Origin of the sequence: Actinomycetospora termitidis, assembly GCF_030286555.1 — a bacterium.
In the GTDB taxonomy this organism is placed as follows: Bacteria; Actinomycetota; Actinomycetes; order Mycobacteriales; family Pseudonocardiaceae; genus Actinomycetospora; species Actinomycetospora termitidis.
Genome location: NZ_JASVWF010000009.1, coordinates 19,778 through 36,736, shown reverse-complemented (window position 1 = coordinate 36,736; position 16,959 = coordinate 19,778). Strand labels below are relative to the sequence as shown.

General features: G+C 73.9%; 14 protein-coding genes. 5 read left to right on the top strand and 9 right to left on the bottom strand.

What is annotated here, in order from left to right:
* Positions 1–3: 3 nt before the first annotated feature.
* Positions 4–897: a LysR family transcriptional regulator gene (locus QRT03_RS28590; protein WP_286056569.1), complete on the bottom strand. Its 894-nt coding sequence runs from the start codon at positions 895–897 to the stop codon at positions 4–6.
* 165 nt (positions 898–1,062) lie between these two features.
* Between QRT03_RS28590 and QRT03_RS28585 the strand changes: the two genes are divergently transcribed.
* Positions 1,063–2,235 carry an FAD-dependent oxidoreductase gene (locus QRT03_RS28585; RefSeq protein WP_286056568.1) on the top strand — a complete coding sequence of 391 codons (1,173 nt, stop codon included), beginning with the start codon at positions 1,063–1,065 and terminating at the stop codon, positions 2,233–2,235.
* 7 nt (positions 2,236–2,242) lie between these two features.
* Here the strand turns inward: QRT03_RS28585 and QRT03_RS28580 are convergent, their stop codons facing one another.
* The gene (locus QRT03_RS28580; protein WP_286056567.1) at positions 2,243–2,929 is read right to left on the bottom strand and encodes a PIG-L deacetylase family protein; all 687 of its coding nucleotides are present in this window, start codon (positions 2,927–2,929) and stop codon (positions 2,243–2,245) included.
* Between the two features lie 97 nt (positions 2,930–3,026).
* Between QRT03_RS28580 and QRT03_RS28575 the strand changes: the two genes are divergently transcribed.
* Positions 3,027–4,661, top strand: a complete 1,635-nt coding sequence (locus QRT03_RS28575) for an APC family permease (RefSeq protein ID WP_286056566.1) — start codon at positions 3,027–3,029, stop codon at positions 4,659–4,661.
* Here the strand turns inward: QRT03_RS28575 and QRT03_RS28570 are convergent.
* The 5 genes from QRT03_RS28570 to QRT03_RS28550 form a co-directional block, all read right to left on the bottom strand.
* Positions 4,645–5,016 carry an MmcQ/YjbR family DNA-binding protein gene (locus QRT03_RS28570; protein ID WP_286056565.1) on the bottom strand — a complete coding sequence of 124 codons (372 nt, stop codon included), beginning with the start codon at positions 5,014–5,016 and terminating at the stop codon, positions 4,645–4,647. The two genes, QRT03_RS28575 and QRT03_RS28570, sit on opposite strands and share 17 nt — an antisense overlap.
* 4 nt (positions 5,017–5,020) lie before the next feature.
* On the bottom strand, positions 5,021–5,143 hold the full coding sequence (locus QRT03_RS28565; protein ID WP_286056564.1) for a hypothetical protein: 123 nt from the start codon (positions 5,141–5,143) through the stop codon (positions 5,021–5,023).
* 127 nt (positions 5,144–5,270) lie between these two features.
* Complete coding sequence (locus QRT03_RS28560) at positions 5,271–6,572, bottom strand: hypothetical protein (RefSeq protein ID WP_286056563.1); 1,302 nt, start codon at positions 6,570–6,572, stop codon at positions 5,271–5,273.
* A gap of 57 nt (positions 6,573–6,629) precedes the next feature.
* Positions 6,630–7,424 (bottom strand): Fpg/Nei family DNA glycosylase, encoded by a 795-nt coding sequence (locus QRT03_RS28555; protein WP_286056562.1) that lies wholly within the window; start codon positions 7,422–7,424, stop codon positions 6,630–6,632.
* Positions 7,417–7,878, bottom strand: a complete 462-nt coding sequence (locus QRT03_RS28550) for a ribose-5-phosphate isomerase (protein ID WP_286056561.1) — start codon at positions 7,876–7,878, stop codon at positions 7,417–7,419. Before QRT03_RS28550 ends, QRT03_RS28555 begins: the two co-directional genes overlap by 8 nt.
* 121 nt (positions 7,879–7,999) lie before the next feature.
* Between QRT03_RS28550 and QRT03_RS28545 the strand changes: the two genes are divergently transcribed.
* The 3 genes from QRT03_RS28545 (at position 8,000) to QRT03_RS28535 (ending at position 14,352) form a co-directional block, all read left to right on the top strand.
* The gene (locus tag QRT03_RS28545) at positions 8,000–10,570 is read left to right on the top strand and encodes a carboxylate--amine ligase/circularly permuted type 2 ATP-grasp protein (RefSeq protein WP_286056560.1); all 2,571 of its coding nucleotides are present in this window, start codon (positions 8,000–8,002) and stop codon (positions 10,568–10,570) included.
* 70 nt (positions 10,571–10,640) lie between these two features.
* A complete protein-coding gene (locus QRT03_RS28540) occupies positions 10,641–12,419 on the top strand; it encodes an N-acetylglutaminylglutamine amidotransferase (protein WP_286056559.1) in 1,779 nt (592 codons plus the stop codon).
* Between the two features lie 67 nt (positions 12,420–12,486).
* On the top strand, positions 12,487–14,352 hold the full coding sequence (locus QRT03_RS28535) for a S9 family peptidase (RefSeq protein ID WP_286056558.1): 1,866 nt from the start codon (positions 12,487–12,489) through the stop codon (positions 14,350–14,352).
* A 2-nt stretch (positions 14,353–14,354) separates the two neighbouring features.
* Here QRT03_RS28535 and QRT03_RS28530 read toward each other — a convergent pair whose 3' ends face one another.
* Complete coding sequence (locus QRT03_RS28530; RefSeq protein WP_286056557.1) at positions 14,355–15,311, bottom strand: hypothetical protein; 957 nt, start codon at positions 15,309–15,311, stop codon at positions 14,355–14,357.
* Positions 15,308–16,630, bottom strand: a complete 1,323-nt coding sequence (locus QRT03_RS28525; protein WP_286056556.1) for a DUF1996 domain-containing protein — start codon at positions 16,628–16,630, stop codon at positions 15,308–15,310. Before QRT03_RS28525 ends, QRT03_RS28530 begins: the two co-directional genes overlap by 4 nt.
* Positions 16,631–16,959: the final 329 nt, after the last annotated feature.

The following is a 16,959-nucleotide window of genomic DNA, read 5'->3' as shown; positions in this document are numbered from 1 at the left end:
ATCTCAGGCCGCCTCGGCGAGCTCCTTGGCCGTGGCGACGAAGTGGGCGACGGCGGGCGAGCGGTCCGTGCGCCGGTACGCGATCTGCAGCGCGACCTGCGGGACCTCCCCGTCGAGGGGCAGGAAGACCACGCCCGGGGGCCGGAGGTTGGCGTAGTACGAGGGCTGCAGCGAGACCCCCAGCCCGGCCGCGACGAGCCCCAGCTGGGTCTCGATGTCGGCCCCCTCGACGACGATCCGCGGGCTGAACCCGTGCCCCAGGCAGTAGCTCACGATGATGTCGAAGAACGCCCGTCCGAGGGCCCGCGGCCAGAGCACGAACGGTTCGTCGGCGAGCGAGCGCGGGTCCACCGTCGGTCCCACGGCGAGCGGGTGGTCGGCCGGCACCGCGCACAGCAGCGGCTCGGACACGAGGTGCTCGACGGCGACCGCGTCCGTGGGCTGCGCGGCCCGCACGAGACCGACGTCGAGGCGTCCGTCGGCGAGGGCGACCAGCTGGGCGGAGGTGTCGTGCTGGCTGACCTCGAGCTGCAGATCGGGGAACGCCGCCCGCACCGACCGCAGGATGCGCGGCGTGATCGAGGCCAGGGCCGTCCCGACCGATCCCACCGTCAGCAGCCCCACCGCCCCGTTCGCCGCCTGGGTCACGAGCGACTGCGCCCGCTCCGCCTCGGAGAGCACCCGCGGCGCGGCCTCGAACAGCACCCGGCCCGCGGCGGTCAGCTCCGTCGCCCGGCTGGACCGGTCGAACAACGCCGTCCCCAGCGTCTTCTCCAGCGCGCGGATCTGCTGCGAGAGCGCCGGCTGGCTCACGTGCAGGCGGCGGGCGGCCCGGCTGAAGTGCAGCTCCGAGGCGACCGCGAGGAAGGCCCGCAGCTGCCGGAGCTCGAGGTCCATGGATCGATGGTGCCCGAGCGGTGGCCGCAGGCGGTGACGACGCGCGCCGCGGGCCATAAGGCCGCCCTTCTCGGAGCAGAAGCGACGCCGATCGCCGATCCGCACCGCGACCCGCCGTCGGGACGCAAGGTGGGATGCACCCGCCGACCCGGGAGGGCGCTGCGCATGACGAACGACCACCGCCACGTCGTCGTGGGGTGCGGCGGCCTCGGCGCCGCCGCGTTGTACTGGCTCGCGCGGGCCACCGGCGGCGCCCACGGCGCGGTGCTCGGCCTGGAGGCCGGCCAGCTCGGGAGCGACCGCGCCGACGGGCGGCTCCTCGGGCACGCGCAGCGCCAGGACGTGTACGCCGAGCTCGCCCCCGCCGCGCACGACACGTGGCGGGCGGTCGAGCGGGTCTCCGGCCGCCGGCTGCTGGTCGAGACCGGGGAGCTGTTGATCGAGGACGGCGAGGACCGTCTCGGACCCGCCACGCTCGACGGGCACCGTGCGGTCGCCGCACGGCACGGCACCGTCGTCGAGGAGCTCGACGCGCACCAGGTGACCGCCCGCTGGCCGCAGTTCCGCCTCGCCGGCACCGAGCGCGCGATCCACCAGCGGCACTCCGGGGTCGTCGACGTCCGCCGCGCCGAGGCGACCCACCTCGCGCTTGCACGCGGTCAGGGCGCGGACGTCATGGACCACACCGCGGTGCGTGCCCTGCACCCGACGCGCGACCACGTCGAGGTCGTCACCGACGACGGTGTGCTCCGCGCCGAGCAGGTCGTGGTCACCGCCGACGCGCTGACCACCGAGGTCCTCGAGGGCGTCGGACGGGAGCTGCCGCTGACCACCCTCGAGGAGCACGTCACCACGTTCGCGACGCCGCACCTGCTGGACTTCGCGGGCGAGAACTTCCCGGCCTTCCGCTGGTACGGCGCCGAGCACGTGCACGGACACCCGGTCCTCGGCGAGGTCTCGACGACCCTGGACCAGCACCTCGACGGGCACGAGGTCGCCGCCGACTCCGGCTCGACCGAGGCCGCCACGCTGCGCCGCAAGCGTCGCGAGGAGTTCCTGGCCGAGCACGTGCCCGGCTTCGGCGGCCCGGAGCTCGTCAGCCGGACGTACCGCTCGACCATCGCGACGGACCGGCACCTGGTCCTCGACACGGTCCCCGAGGCCCCGCGCGTCCACGTCGCGGTCGGGGCCGGGTACGGCGCGGCGTACGCGTCGTTGATCGGCCGGGTCCTCGCCGAGCTCGCGACGGCGGGCCGCTCCCGCTTCCCGGTCGACACGTTCTCCCTGGACCGCCCGGCGCTGCTGGACGCGGGCTTCGAGCGCCGCTTCGGGCTCTGAGGCCCCGTCAGCCCAGGAGTTCGAACCGCACGCGCGGGGCTGCCGGGTCCCCCACCATGTGGTGGACGACCTCGCGCGCCTGCTCCTCGACGGGCACCTCGGAGAGCGCCTCGAGGTAGAGCCGGTGTCGGGCCAGCGAGGCCACGGCGGCGTCGACGAAGCCGGTCACGTCGACCTCGTGCGTCGCGCCGGGCGTGGCCGCGACCGCCACGTGCCGTACCTGGTGCGCCTCCCCGTCGTCCGGGAAGATCCAGCGGGTGCCGGCGTCGGCCACGGCGTCGATCGCCGCCCGGCCGACCGCGCGGTGGTCGGCCGAGTTCCACCCGCCGCCGTCCCACCGCTCCTCGTGGTTGAGGGTGACGACGAGGTCGGGACGGACGTCGCGGATCACCCGCGCGATGTCGCGACGCAGGGCGACGGACTCCTCGACGGTGCCGTCGGGATGGTCGAGGAACCGCACGTCCTGCACCCCCACCTCCGCGGCCGACGCGCGCTCCTCGACCTCGCGGGCGGGCCCGGCCTCGGCCGGCGGCATGGTCGCGATGCCGGCCTCACCGCGGGTGACCAGCAGGTAGGTCACGGTGCGCCCCGCCGCGGTCCAGGCCGCGACGGCCGCCGAGACGCCGTACTCGAGGTCGTCGGGGTGGGCGGCGACGGCGAGGGCGTGCGACCAGTCGTCGGGAAAGCTCTCCATGGGCCGCAGCCTGCACCCTGAACCACGGTCGAGGGCCAGACCGGACGTATCGGACACGCTGCGTAACGATCTCCGCGCCGGGGGTAGTGCCTCCCCCATGACCGAGACCAGCCAGGGGTCCGCCGCGACCCGCGCGGACACCGGCCTGCGCAAGGACCTCGGCTTCTGGTCGCTGCTGGCCGCCGGGCTGGGCAGCGTCATCGGCTCGGGCTGGCTGTTCTCGTCGCTGTACGCCGCGCAGGACGCCGGGCCGGCGGCGATGCTCGCGTGGGTCGTCGGCGGCGCGCTGATGCTGTGCGTCGCGCTGGTGTTCGCCGAGCTGGGGATGGCCAAGCCGGAGTCCGGCGGACTCGTGCGCTACCCGATGTACAGCCACGGCGGGCTCGCCGCGGGGATCGTCGGGTGGGCGAACTGGATCAGCTACGTCGGCAACCCGCCGACCGAGGCGGCGGGCGTCGTGCAGTACGCCGCGGCCTACCTGCCCGGGGTGTACGAGGGCGACCAGCTCACCGGCCCCGGCATCGCGCTCGCGGTGATACTCATGGCCGGCTTCGTGGCGCTGAACTGGTTCGGGGTACGGCTCTTCGCCCGCTCCAACACCACGATCACCGCGATCAAGATCCTGATCCCGGTGGCGACGATCGTGCTGCTCGTCGCCAGCGGGTTCGACTCCTCGAACCTCACCGACCACGGTGGCTTCGCCCCGTACGGCTGGAGCGCGGCGCTGGGCTCGATCGCGACGGCGGGGATGGTGTTCGCCTACACCGGCTTCCGAAACGTCGTCGAGCTCTCCGGCGAGGCCCGGAACCCCCGGCGGACCGTCCCGCGCGCGCTCATCACCACGATCCTCGTGACGATCGTGCTGTACCTCGGGCTGCAGCTGGCGTTCCTCGGCGCGGTCCCCGCGCCGGCGCTGCTCGGCGGCTGGCACGGCGTGAACTTCGACTCGCCGTTCGCCGACCTCGCGATGGTGCTCGGACTGACCTGGCTGTCGTGGACGCTCATCGCCGACTCGATGCTCTCGCCGTCGGGCTCGGGCATCGTGTTCACGGCCGCCAACGCCCGCAACGTGTTCGGCCTGGCCAAGAACGGCTTCTTCCCGACGTGGCTGACCGGACTGAACGCGCGAGGCGTCCCCGCGCGCGCCCTCGCGATCAACTTCGTCATCGGCCTGGCCTACCTGCTGCCGCTGCCGAGCTGGCACTCGATCATCTCGGTGACCGGGTCGATCGCGGCGTTCACCTTCCAGATCGGCTCGGTGTCGCTGATCGCATTCCGGCGTTCGGGGCTGACGCGGCAGGACACCCGATTGCGGGGCATGACCGTCGTGGCCCCGGTCGCGTTCGTCGTCTCGTCCCTGGTGATCTTCTGGGTCTCGTGGACGGAGCTGCGCGTCGCCATGGCCATCACCGTGATCGGCGTGCTCGTCTACGTCGTGGTGTGGCTGCGCTCGGGCCGACCGGCCGGGCAGCTCGCGGGCGGTTGGTGGCTGGTGGTGTACCTGGCCGGGATCGCGGTGCTGTCCGCGCTCGGGAGCTTCGACGGCGCCGGGCTGGTCCCGGCCCCGTGGGACAGCCTGGTCGTCGCCGTGTTCGCGCTCGTGGTGTACGGCTGGGGCGTGCGCAGCGGGGTCGCGCACATGCTCGCCCGGCCGGACATGGTGCGGGAGCTGCGCGCCGAGGCCGACGCCGACCGCGGCGACTCCCCCGAGGAGATCACAGCCGGGCGCTGAGGCTCTTCGGCGCGATGTGCCGGTAGGCCTCGGTGACGATGCCGCGCAACTCGTCGTCGTCGAGCGCGTCCTCGCCGTCGAGGTCGAGACGCAGCCCGAGCCACCCGCGGCCGCCGACGTAGGGCGGCCGGAAGAAGCGCGCCGGCTCGTCGTCGATCAGCTGCTCCGCGGCGCCCGGCGGGGCGGCGGCCCAGATCGCGACGTGGGGATCGCCGTGGTGGTGGTCGACGAACATCACGAACGTCTTCTTCCCGCGCACGAACCAGCACGGGGAGCCGTGACTGAGCCGTTCGACCACCTCGGGCAGCGCCAGGCAGGCGGCGCGTACGCGGTCGAGCAGGGGTGCGGCGTCCATCGCCCTAGAAGAGCAGAGCACCCACCAGGAGCGACAGGATGAAGACGGCGAGCACCACGAGCGTGACGATCTTCGTCCACGGCGCGTGATCCGTCGTGGCGGCGCCCTCGCGCTGATCGTCGTCCACTCCGCACCCCTCGGTTCGTCCGGATCGTCCGGTTCCCAGGGTAGCGGGCGATCGCCGGGACGCCGGGTCGGCGAGTGCCGTGTGTGGTGCACAGGATTCCTGCGCACCGGACACGACCGTCGCGAACCTAGCCCGCCCGCCGCCGTCCCGGCCCCGCCGCCACGGCATGCCGCGCGGCGGCGCCGCGGGGCACGCTCTCCCCCGGGGCCGCGGCGATCGACGCGTGCCGTCCGGTCAGCGGCTCCGGCTCCGAGGCCCGCGGGGCAGGCGCCCACGCGTCGGGCGACGGTTCGGCGACGGCGGGCGTCGCGCTCCCGCCGAACGTCATCCCACCCCCGAAGGGCGCCGTGGTCTCCACCGACGACGCCACGTCCTGACGACGGGTCGACGCGGGGCCGGGTGTCGGGACGGGCGTCTCCCGGGCCTGCGCAGCGGTGCGCCTGCTGTGGGCGGAGCGGCGACCGTCAGGGGACTCGGCGGGCACGCTCGACCCGGGACGACGGGCCGGAGCGGGCCGGGTCGCACGTCCCGGGCGCTCCTCACGAGGGGCGGGACGGGGCGAGGGCACCGATCCGGTCGGGGCCGCCCCGGCGACCCGTGGCGCGGGGGACGGCTCCTCCGCCCGGCGTCGGCGGCCACCTCCGGTGGCCCGCTCGGCGGGAGCGGCCGACCGTCGACCGGCGCCGTCGATGCGGTCCGGCACCCGGACCCGGCCGTCGCGGATCGCGAGGGTCTCAGCAGTCGTGGGGCGCGGGGAGGCGGTGCGGCGGGACGCGCTGCGGCGGGAGTCGGCGGCGGCGACCACCTCGGCGGGCACCGCGACCGGGCGGGACACCGACTCGACCAGTGCCACGGCACGCACGGCGTGCCGCGCGGTGACGGCGGACGCGCGGTCCTCGACCGCCGCCGGGCGGCGCGGCTCGGGCGTCGGCCGGGGCACGGTGGTGGTGCTCCCCTCGTCCGCCCGGCCGCGCCGGGACGGGGCCGCCGCGACCGGTTCGGGACGACGGGCGGACGGGGTCGGGCGGGCGGGCGCCGGAGCGGGGTCGACGGCGGCCACGGGGGTGGTCGGCTCCCCGACCTCGGCGGCGGGCGCCGCGGGCTCGTCGCGGCGGCGTGGACGGGCGGGCCGCACGGGGACCGGGACGAAGGGCATCGGGTCGACCGGTGGGCGGGCGGCCGCGGCCGCGGCGGCCCGGCGGGCGCGGGAGCGCGTGCCGAGGGCGGAGACCACGAAGGCCACCCCGACGACCGCCCAGAACGCGACGACGGCGACCTGGTACCAGGGGGTGGGCGACGAGAACAGCGCCACCTGCACGCCGGCGGCCGCGAGCGAGACCAGCGCGAGGACGACCGCGGTCGACGGGCGGGTGGTCAATTGCCAGATCGGCCGACCGGGGCGCGTGCGCAGCCGGATCACGGAACGCACAGGGCGACCTCCTCGCATGTCACCCGGTCGAGTGACCCCGCCGTTATAGCACCTGCATCAGCCCGTGTTCTGACAGGACGGGCACCAGAACAGGTTCCGGGCGACGTGCGTGGCCCGGACGATCTCGGTCCCGCACAGCAGGCACGGGCGGCCGTCCCGCCGGTAGACGTACACGGGGCGTTCCTGCGCGAGGTCAGCGTGCTCCGGTCGGAGGGTGCGGATCGACCCGCGCCGGACCCCGTCCTGCAACAGTTCCCGCAGGTCGTCCCACACCGCGTCGAACCGCGCGCGGCCGAGCGCCCGCCCCTCGAGCAGCGGATCCAGGCCGTGCCGGAACAGGACCTCGGCCCGGTAGACGTTCCCGACCCCGGCGATCACGGCCTGGTCCATGAGCAGCGTCGCGATCGGCGCGCGCGACCGCGAGACCCGCGCCCACACCCGCTCGGGGTCCGCATCGGGCCGCAGCGGGTCCGCACCGAGCCGCGCGTGCAGCGTCTCGACGTCACTCTCGGTGAGCACCTCGCACGCCGTGGCCCCCCGCAGGTCGGCGAAGTGGGTGGGCCCCACCAGGCGCATCCGGACCTGCCCCCAGGGGGCGGGCACCCCCTCGTCGGGAACGGCGCTCAGCGAGAACTTGCCGTAGAGCCCGAGGTGCACGTGGACGACGAGGTCGGCCTCGTAGACGTGGAAGAGGTGCTTGCCGTGCGCGTCGACGTCCCGGAGGACCCGCCCGTCGACGAGTTCCGCCCCGGCGAGGAACCGTCCCTGCGGCGAGGAGACCCCGACGGGCTTCCCGCGGAAGTGCCGGGCGTGCGAGCGGGCGAGCCGCCGGATGGTGTGGCCCTCAGGCACCCGTGATGTGCCCGGTCTTCTCGTACTCGGCGAGCATGTCGATGCGGCGCTGGTGGCGCCCGCCCTCGAAGGCCGTCGCGAGGAACGTCGAGACGATCGCGGTCGCCTCGTCCGGGGTGTGCATGCGCGCGCCGATCGCCACGACCTGGGCGTCGTTGTGCTTGCGGGCGAGCTCCGCGGTCTCGTCGTCGTACGCCAGGGCGGCGCGGATGCCCGGGACCTTGTTCGCGGCGATCTGCTCGCCGTTGCCGGAGCCGCCGATCACGACGCCGAGCGACCCGGCGTCGTCCCGGACCCGCTCGCCGGTCGCGGTGCAGTAGGGCGGGTAGTCGTCGGAGGCGTCGTACTCGGCCGGGCCGACGTCGACGACCTCGTGACCGGCGTCGGCGAGCGCCGAGAGCAGGTGGGCCTTGAGCTCGAAGCCGGCGTGGTCGGAGCCGATGTAGACGCGCACGACGCACGATCCTGTCACCTCGGTACCCGCATCCGACGCCGGGTGCGCCCGGATCGGGCGATCGTCACGTCCGGCCCCCGTGAAACATCCCCGTGACACGGCCGATCTAGCGTGCTCACCCATGGCGGAGGAGCTGGCGGGCCCCGGCGGCGTCGTGCTCGGCGTCGAGGAGGAGTTCCACCTCGTCGACCTGGAGTCCCGGAACGCGGTCCCGCGCGTCCCGGAGATGCTCGACGAGCTGGCGGCGCTGGACGCGGACGCGTTCGCCGCGGAGCTCAAGCCCTCGATCATCGAGACGAACTCCGACCCGACGTCGAGCCTGGCCGACCTGCGGACCGATCTGCTCCGCCTGCGCCGGATGCTGTCGTCGATGGCCGAGACCCGCGGCCTCGGCGTCGTCGGTGCCGGGTCGGTGCCGCTGGTGGACGGGTCGGCGCTCGGGATCACGCCGTCGCCGCGCTACGAGCGGATGCGCGACGAGTACCAGATGCTCGCGTTCGAGCAGCAGATCTGCGGCACCCAGGTGCACGTCGACGTCCCGGACCGGGACGCCGCGGTCGCCGTCATGCAGCATTCCGCACCCTGGCTGCCGATCCTGCTCGCCATGTCGGCCTCCAGCCCGTTCTGGCAGTCCGAGGACACCGGCTACGCGAGCTCCCGCACGCTCGCCTGGCACCGCTGGCCGACCGCGGGCCCGCCCGCGCCGCTGCGCGACGCCGCCGACTACGACGCACTGATCGACGACCTGCTGCGCTCCGGGACGATGTCCGACCCCGGCATGGTCTATTTCGACATGCGCCCGTCGGCGCACCAGAAGACCGTCGAGCTGCGCATCTGCGACGCCTCCCCCACCGTGGACGGCGTCGTGCTGATCGCGGGGCTGGCCCGCGCGCTGGTGACCCACGGGGTCCGCGCGCACGTCGAGGGCCGGCCCCAGCCGCAGTACCGCCCGGAGCTGCTGCGCGCGGCGTCGTGGCGTGCCGCGCGCTCCGGCATGGAGGGTGACCTCGTCGACGTCACCGGCCGCGAGCTGGTCCCGCCGTCGCGCGCGGTGCGCCTGCTGCTGGACCACCTGCGCGACGACCTGGAGGAGACCGGCGACTGGGACGAGGTCTCCGAACTCGCCCTGGAGTCGCTCGCGCGGGGCTCGTCCGCGGCCCGGCAGCGTCAGCGGTTCGGCCGGACCGGCTCGCTGGAGAGCGTCGTCGACATGCTCGTCGCCGAGACCCGCGGCGAGGTCGAGGTCGAGACCGAGGTGCCCGTCCCCGAGGCGGTCGCACCGGTCCTGCTGGGCGCCTACCACCCGCCGTCCTACGACGAGGCGGTCGACCACGACGGGCACGTCCGCGCCACCTACGCCTGGATGGTGTCCGCCCTCGAGCGCATCGGCCCGGGCGGCCTGCTCTCCCACGAGAAGAGCCGCGACGCCGAGCAGCGGGCCCGCTCGATGTTCTTCCCGCAGCCCGACGACCCGGAGCGGCTGTTCCCGCTCGACCTGATCCCGCGCCTCATCACCGCGCACGACTGGGAGGGGCTCTCCGCCGGGCTCGTCCAGCGCGCCCGGACCCTGGAGGCGCTGCTCCAGGACCTGCACGGCGAGCGCGCGTGCCTGCGCGACGGGATCCTGCCGCGCGAGGCGCTGCGCTGGCTGCCCGAGCCGACCGACGCCTCGTCGCTGATCCCGGCCGGCGCCACCCGGGCGCTGATCAGCGGGCTCGACGTCGTGTGCGACGGCGAGGGCCGGTGGAAGGTCCTCGAGGACAACCTGCGCATCCCCTCGGGGATCGCCTACGCGATGGCCGACCGCCGCGTCGTGCGCTCCGTGCTGCCCGAGCTGCAGGCCCCGGAGGGCGTCGTCGACTCCGACGAGGGCCCGGCCATGCTGCGCGACGCCCTGCTGTCGTGCGCCCCGCCCGCGGCCGGCGACGACCCCGGGCTCGTGGTGCTCACCGAGGGCCCGCACGACTCCGCGTACTTCGAGCACGCGATGCTCGCCGAGGAGATGGGCGTCCCGCTGCTCGAGCCCTCGGGCATCCGGATCACCGACGACGGCACGATCACGGTCGCGGTCACCGGGCAGCGCATCGACGTGGCGTACCGCCGCATCGACGAGGAGAAGCTGTTCGCCGCCCCGGACGCGGACGGGCGCACGTTGCGCGACCCGCTGCAGGCCGCGGTGCGGGAGAACCGGTTCGCGCTGCTGAACACCCCGGGCAACGGCCTGGTCGACGACAAGGCCGTCTACCCCTACATCCACCCGCTCACCGAGTACTACTTCGGCGAGAAGCCCCTGCTCGACGACGTCACGACCTACTTCTGCGCCGACCCCGACCAGCTCGCCCACGTGCTGGACAACCTCTCCACGCTGGTCCTCAAGCCGGTGGACGGCTACGGCGGGGCGGGCATCGTCATCGGCCGGGACGCCTCGGCGCACGAGCTCGAGGCGGCCGCGGCCGACCTGCGGGCGCACCCGTCGAGCTACGTCGCCCAGGAGACGGTCGAGATCTCCACGCACCCGACGTTCACCGGGACCGACCTCGCTCCCCGCGTGGTCGACCTGCGCGCGTTCGTGGTGCTCGGCGACTCGCCGGGGGTCCTGCCGACCCCGCTGACGCGAGTCGCGCCCGCCGGGAGCCTCGTGGTCAACTCGTCGCGCGGGGGCGGGTCGAAGGACACCTGGCTCCTGCGCTGAGGCCCGGGAGACGCAGCGAAGCGGAGCTCGACCCAGAACACTGCCCCCTGCTCGAGGAGTCGATCGACACGTGTGCGGCATCGCCGGCGAGTTCCGGTACGACGGGAGCCCGGCGCAGGTCGGCGCGGTCCTCGCGATGGCGCAGGTCCTCGAACCGCGGGGCCCGGACGGCTGGGGCGTGGTCGGCCACGGGCCGCTCGCCCTCGCCCACCAGCGCCTGAAGATCATCGATCTCACCGAGACCGGCGCGCAGCCGATGGTCGACGCCGAACTCGGGCTGACCGCGGTCTTCAACGGGATCATCTACAACTACCGGGAGCTCCGCGACGAGCTGGGCCGCGAGGGCTACCGGTTCTTCTCCACCTCGGACACCGAGGTGATCATCAAGGCCTTCCACCGGTGGGGCCAGCGCTGCGTCGAGCGCTTCAAGGGCATGTTCGCGTTCGCGATCGCCGACCGGGACACGGGCCGGCTGGTGCTCGGGCGTGACCGGCTCGGGATCAAGCCGCTCTACGTGGCCCCGGTCTCCGGCGCGCTGCGCTTCGCGTCGTCGCTGCCCGCGCTGCTCGCGCCGGGTGGGATCGACACGTCGATCGACACCGTGGCGCTGCACCACTACATGAGCTTCCACGCGGTCGTCCCCGCCCCGCGCACGATCCTGTCCGGGGTCCGCAAGCTGCCACCCGCCGTCGTGCGGACCGTGGAGCCGGACGGCTCGTCGAGCGACTGGACGTACTGGCAGCCGGAGTTCGTGCGCGGCGGGACCGAGCACTCGGAGGAGGAGTGGGCCGAGATCGCGCTGGAGTCGCTGCGGATCGCGGTGCGGCGGCGCATGGTCGCCGACGTGCCGGTCGGGGTCCTGCTCTCCGGCGGCATCGACTCCTCGATCGTCGTGGCGCTGCTCGCCGAGGAGGGCCAGAAGGACCTCAAGACCTTCTCCATCGGCTTCGAGTCCGAGGCGGGTGAGGAGGGCGACGAGTTCGACTACTCCGACCTCGTCGCGCGGACCTACGGGACCGACCACACGCGCCTCCGGGTGCCGAAGGCCGACACCGACGAGGCCCTGCCCGGGGCGGTCGCGGCGATGTCCGAACCGATGACCAGCCACGACGTGGTGGCGTTCTACCTGCTCTCGCGGGAGGTCTCGAAGTCGATCAAGGTGGTGCAGTCCGGCCAGGGCGCCGACGAGGTGCTCGGCGGCTACGACTGGTACCCGCCGATCGCCCGGGTCGGCCGCGAGGGAGCCGTCGACGCGTACCACCGGGCGTTCTTCGACCGCCCGCACGACGAGATCGCCGACCTCGTCGCGCCGGAGTACCTGATCGGGAACGACCCGTCGCTCGGCCTCGTCCGCGACCACTTCTCCCGCCGCGGCGCCGACGAGGCCGTGGACGCCGCGTTGCGCCTGGACACGACGGTGATGCTCGTCGACGACCCGGTGAAGCGCGTCGACAACATGACGATGGCCTGGGGCCTCGAGGCGCGCGTGCCGTTCCTCGACCACGACTTCGTCGACACCATGGGCGCCTGCCCGCCGGCCTACAAGATGGCCGACGGCGGCAAGGGCGTGCTCAAGGCCGCCTCTCGCGGGGTGCTGCCCGACGAGATCATCGACCGGAAGAAGGGCTACTTCCCGGTCCCGGCGATCCGCCAGCTCTCCGGGCCCGTCCTGGAGCGCGTCACCGCGGCCCTGACCGACCCGGCCGCGAAGCGCCGCGGGCTGTTCCGCGCCGACGCGGTGGCGACGATGCTCGACGACCCGAACTCCGGGCGGACCAACCTGGGCGCGAACGCACTGTGGCAGGTCGCACTCCTGGAGATGTGGCTGCAGGCCCACGGCATCGACTGACGTAGGTTCCCTCCACCTGGGACGTCAGCAGTGCGGCCATGCTGACACTGGACGTCACAAACGGACGGTGTACGAGCGCGCACGGGAGGTCGGGGAGCCGGTGGACGACTGGATCAGCGCCACACGATGCTGGTCGCCCAGCCCCTCGCCCGACGGCACGACGATCGCGTTCGTGTGGGACGGCGACGGCCGTCCCGTCGTCCGGCTGCACGAGCGGCGCACCGGGCGGGAGTGGTCGCTGGACACCGGGGACGACCTCGTCTCGACGGTGAAGTGGTCCCCCGACGGACAGTGGCTCGGCATCGAGGCCGCCCCCGACGGCGGCGAGCGGACCTCGGTGTACGTCGTCCGCCCGGACGGCACCGACCTCCGCCCCGTGCAGGGAGTCGGCGACGGCGACCGGGGCGCGGTCTCGCTGGACCGCTGGACCCACACCGGATCCGTCCTCGCGATCACCGAGTCCGACCCCGAGACCACCACCGCCTGGCTGGTCGACGTCGACACCACGCTGCGCCAGCGCCTCGGCTCCGGGCACGCCCTGCAGATCCTCGACGTCTCCCGCGACCGGCGGCGGGCCCTGCTGCGCCGCGGCCGGCGCGGGTCACGCCACGTCGGGATCGTCGACCTCGACGGCACCGAGGGCTGGCACGAGATCGACAGCGGCCGCGGACCCGGCGGCCCGCCCGGCGCCGTCGAGCACCCGGTCGCCATCACCCGCGACTCGTCCGTCGTCGCCGCCCGGTTCACCCCCGACGGCACGCGGATGCTGATCCTGACCGACGGCGGGCGCGAGCGGGCGGCCCTGGTCAGCGTGGACGTGGCCACCGACGCGCGCCCGATGTACCCGGAGGTGCTCGCCGAGCGCGAGGACGCCGAGCTCGAGCGGTTCGCGCTGACCGAGGACGCCGGCACCGCTGCGCTGGTGTGGAACGTGGTCGGGCGCAGCGAGGTCGACCTGCTCGACCTCGCGACCGGCAAGCCCGCGCACTACTCCCCGCCCGGCGACGTCGTCACCTCCGCGGTGTTCAGCCACGACGGCGACTCCCTGGTGCTCGGCATCCAGGGCCCGGCGGTCCCGGCGGCGGTGTGGTGCCACGAGCTGTCCTCCCAGACCACGGCGCTGATCTGCCCGCAGTCGGAGCCGGAGCAGGCCGCCGTCGTGCACCCGACGCTCGAGACCGTGACGACCCCGGACGGGCTCGCGCTGCCCGGCTGGCTCTACCGCCCGCCGGGGACGATGGGCCCGATGCCGACCGTGATCTACCTGCACGGCGGGCCGGAGGCCCAGGAGCGCCCGGTGTTCACCCCGCTCTACCAGGTGCTGCTCGCGCAGGGCATCGCCGTGTACGCGGCCAACGTGCGCGGGTCGTCCGGGTTCGGGCGCTCGTTCGTCAACGCCGACAACGGCGCGGGCCGGTTCGGCGCGATCCGGGACGTCGCCGCGTGCGCCGAGCACCTCGTGGCCGGGGGGATCGCCGATCCGGAGCGCATCGGTGTCATGGGCCGCTCCTACGGCGGCTACCTGACGCTCGCGGCGCTGGTGAACCACCCGGAGCTGTTCGCCGTCGGGGTGGACGTGTGCGGCATGGCCGACTTCGAGACCTTCTTCGCGCGCACCGAGCCGTGGATCGCGGACGCGGCCGTCGGCGAGTACGGGCACCCCATCCACGACCGCAACCTGCTCCGCGAGCTCTCGCCCGTCCACCGCATGGACCGCCTGCGCGCCCCGCTGCTGGTGGTCCACGGCCGCAACGACACCAACGTCCCGGTGCACGAGGCCGAGCTCGCGGTGCACGGCGCGAAGGCCGCGGGCGTCGACGTGCGCTACCTGCTCTTCGAGGACGAGGGCCACGAGATCCAGCGCCTCGAGAACCGGCAGACGTTCATCCACGCCGTCACCGACTGGCTGACCACGCACTTCGCCCTCGTCTGACCTCACGCTCCCCGGCGGCTGCCGAGACCGAACACGTCCGGACTTCCCGACGACGGGTCGCTCCCCCAGGGCCGCACGGTCACCTCGCCCGTCGGGTTCGGGTCCTCGAACGGCTCCGGCAGCCAGGGCTCGAGCGGCAGCGGGTCGGCGGCGTACGGGTCGAAGCGGGGCGCCCGCTCCGGCACGGACCGCAGGGCCCGCACCGACCCGGCGTCGGGCCGCTCCCCGGACGGCAGGAGAGCGTCGTCGCTGTCGTCCGGTGACGGCAACGACGCTCTGCTGTCACGGCGCACGAGCGCGGGCAGGTCGACCAGGAGCGGGCCGGTCCAGCGCTCCTCGATCCCGCGCAGGCGCCACGTCCCCAGGCCGAGCACCAGACCGAACACCACGTGCCCGAGGAACGACAACGTCACCGTGACCGGGGTCAGCGGGAACATCAGCGTCTGGCCCCGTGGCAGCAGGACGGTGGCCATCAGCCCGCCCCACGTCGGGCCGACCGCGAACAGCACCGCGATGCCGACGGTCCAGCGCGGGCCGAGGCGGCGCAGCCCGGTCGCGGCGGCCAGCGTCACGAACACGACCCCGAGCCCACCGCCGTCGCCCGCGTAGCGCCACACGTAGCCCGCGACGCCGCCGAGCACCTGCTCGGACGGGTCGACGTCGAGCAGCCACGTGCCCATCGTCGGGATGAAGTCGTCCCACCAGCCGAGCAGGGCGACCGTGTCCAGGCGGAACACGTCGTAGACGGCCGTCGCGACCAGGCCCCACCGCAACCCGTCGAGCACCAGCCGGTCCTCCGGGGCCGGCGAGAACACCGCCAGGAGCACCAGCACCGCGGCGGCCGGGACGATGACGATGCCGGCGGAGACGTGCATCGGGACCAGCCCGCCGACGTGCGCGGTGATCGAGAGCAGGGGCAGCGCGGCGAGGACGAGGTGGGCGGCGACGCGGACGGTCATCGGTGGGTCCCGTGGGCGACCCCGGCGTCGCGGTGACCCGACATCGCCGTGGCGAAGTTCCTCGTGACCGCGAGCTCGTCGCTGCGGCCCCGGGGCCCGGAACTCGCCGTGTCGTCGTCCGGGCCCTGCTCACAGCGTTGCGCGGCGTTGATGCAGTCCGCGCCCGCCTGTGCCCGCGCCTCGGTGGAGAGGTACTCCAGCAGGGCGTGGTCGGTCACCGGGTCGTGCTGCTGGTCGGGGAAGCTGTCGATCGCGAACGACCGCCCCGGCGGCTGGTCGTAGGACACCGTGATCCGCAGCGCCGGCACCGGGATCAGGTCGTCCGCGCACTCGCCGGTCTCGTCCGGGTACTGCAGGTGGCTGACGAAGTCCTCCGACGAGAGGTCCTCGCCGTTCCAGCAGCTCGGGAAGTCGTAGACGCGCTGCAACTGCGCGCCCTGCGGGCAGATCGGGTAGAGCTCGGTGAGCCGGTCGGCCGACCCGGAGCAGGTGAACTTGGAGTTCGACCCCTCCCCCGTGCTCGCCGCCTTCGCCGAACCGGTGATCAGCTGCATGTTCAGCGGCATCGGCTCGGTGCGGCGGGTCCCGTGCCCGTGGAAGGTGTAGTCGACCGAGGACGGCACCACGAACGACCCGACGTTGCCGTCGAGGCTCCCGCCGTCCATCCCGACGTCGGGGCCCACGCCCTCGAGGTCCCGCAGGACCGGCCAGAAGATCGGCGACCGGTCCCCGTTCGTGCAGGTCGTCTCCGCCTGCTCGAGGGCGTCCTGGTTCTCCGACGACGCCGCGTTGGTGGACTCGTTGCCGGCGTAGTCGTGGGTGTGCTGGGCACCGTTGCGCTTCCCGGGGGCGACGATGAAGTTGTCGGAGTTGTGGTGGTCCGACAGCGGGCAGGAGAAGGAGTAGCTGCCGCCGGAGAAGTCGCCGCCGTTCTTGATGTTGCCGTTCGGCTCGACGTCGGCGAGGTTCACGTACTCCTGCGCGGAGGCCCGGGCGGCCTGGTCGCGGCCCGCGAACTGGGCGTCGCCCTCGTCCTGCTGACCGCCGGAGCCGGAGCCACCGTCCTTCTCCTCGCCGTCGTCGGACCCACCCGACTTCTCGCCCGACTTCTCACCCGACTTCTCACCGTCGGACCCCGAGTCCTTCCCGTCGTCGTCCTCGTCGGCCACGAGCCGGATGGCCGCGACCGCGTCGCCGGCGAGCGCGCGGACGGCGCCCGCCAGCCCGAGCGGCACGCCGACCCCGAACAGCAGCACGACCACGACGAACACGGCGACGAGCTCCGCCCGCCGCCGCGCCGCGCCCCGTGGCCGCGCCATGCACCCTCCCGCCGCGGGTGGGCCCTGGGGAGCGGGCCCACCTCCACGACCGGACGCTAGAGCGACGCCGACGGCCGTGGGTGCGGTTCGGGGAAACTCGTCAGCGGCGAGATGCGAGATCCACACCAGGCACCCCGACAGTGCGCCGACGATGCCTGATGTCGCACTCGACGACGCCGCCGCGAGCCACGTGCTGACCCCGCCGTGGGTGGATGGCGCCCTTCGCGCGTCAGGTGAGAGCGATCAGCCATCGTCGCCGCGTCCACGACGAAGCCCGGAGCCCGCACCGTCGCCGAGAACCACACCACGCATCCTGTGGCGCCCCCGGT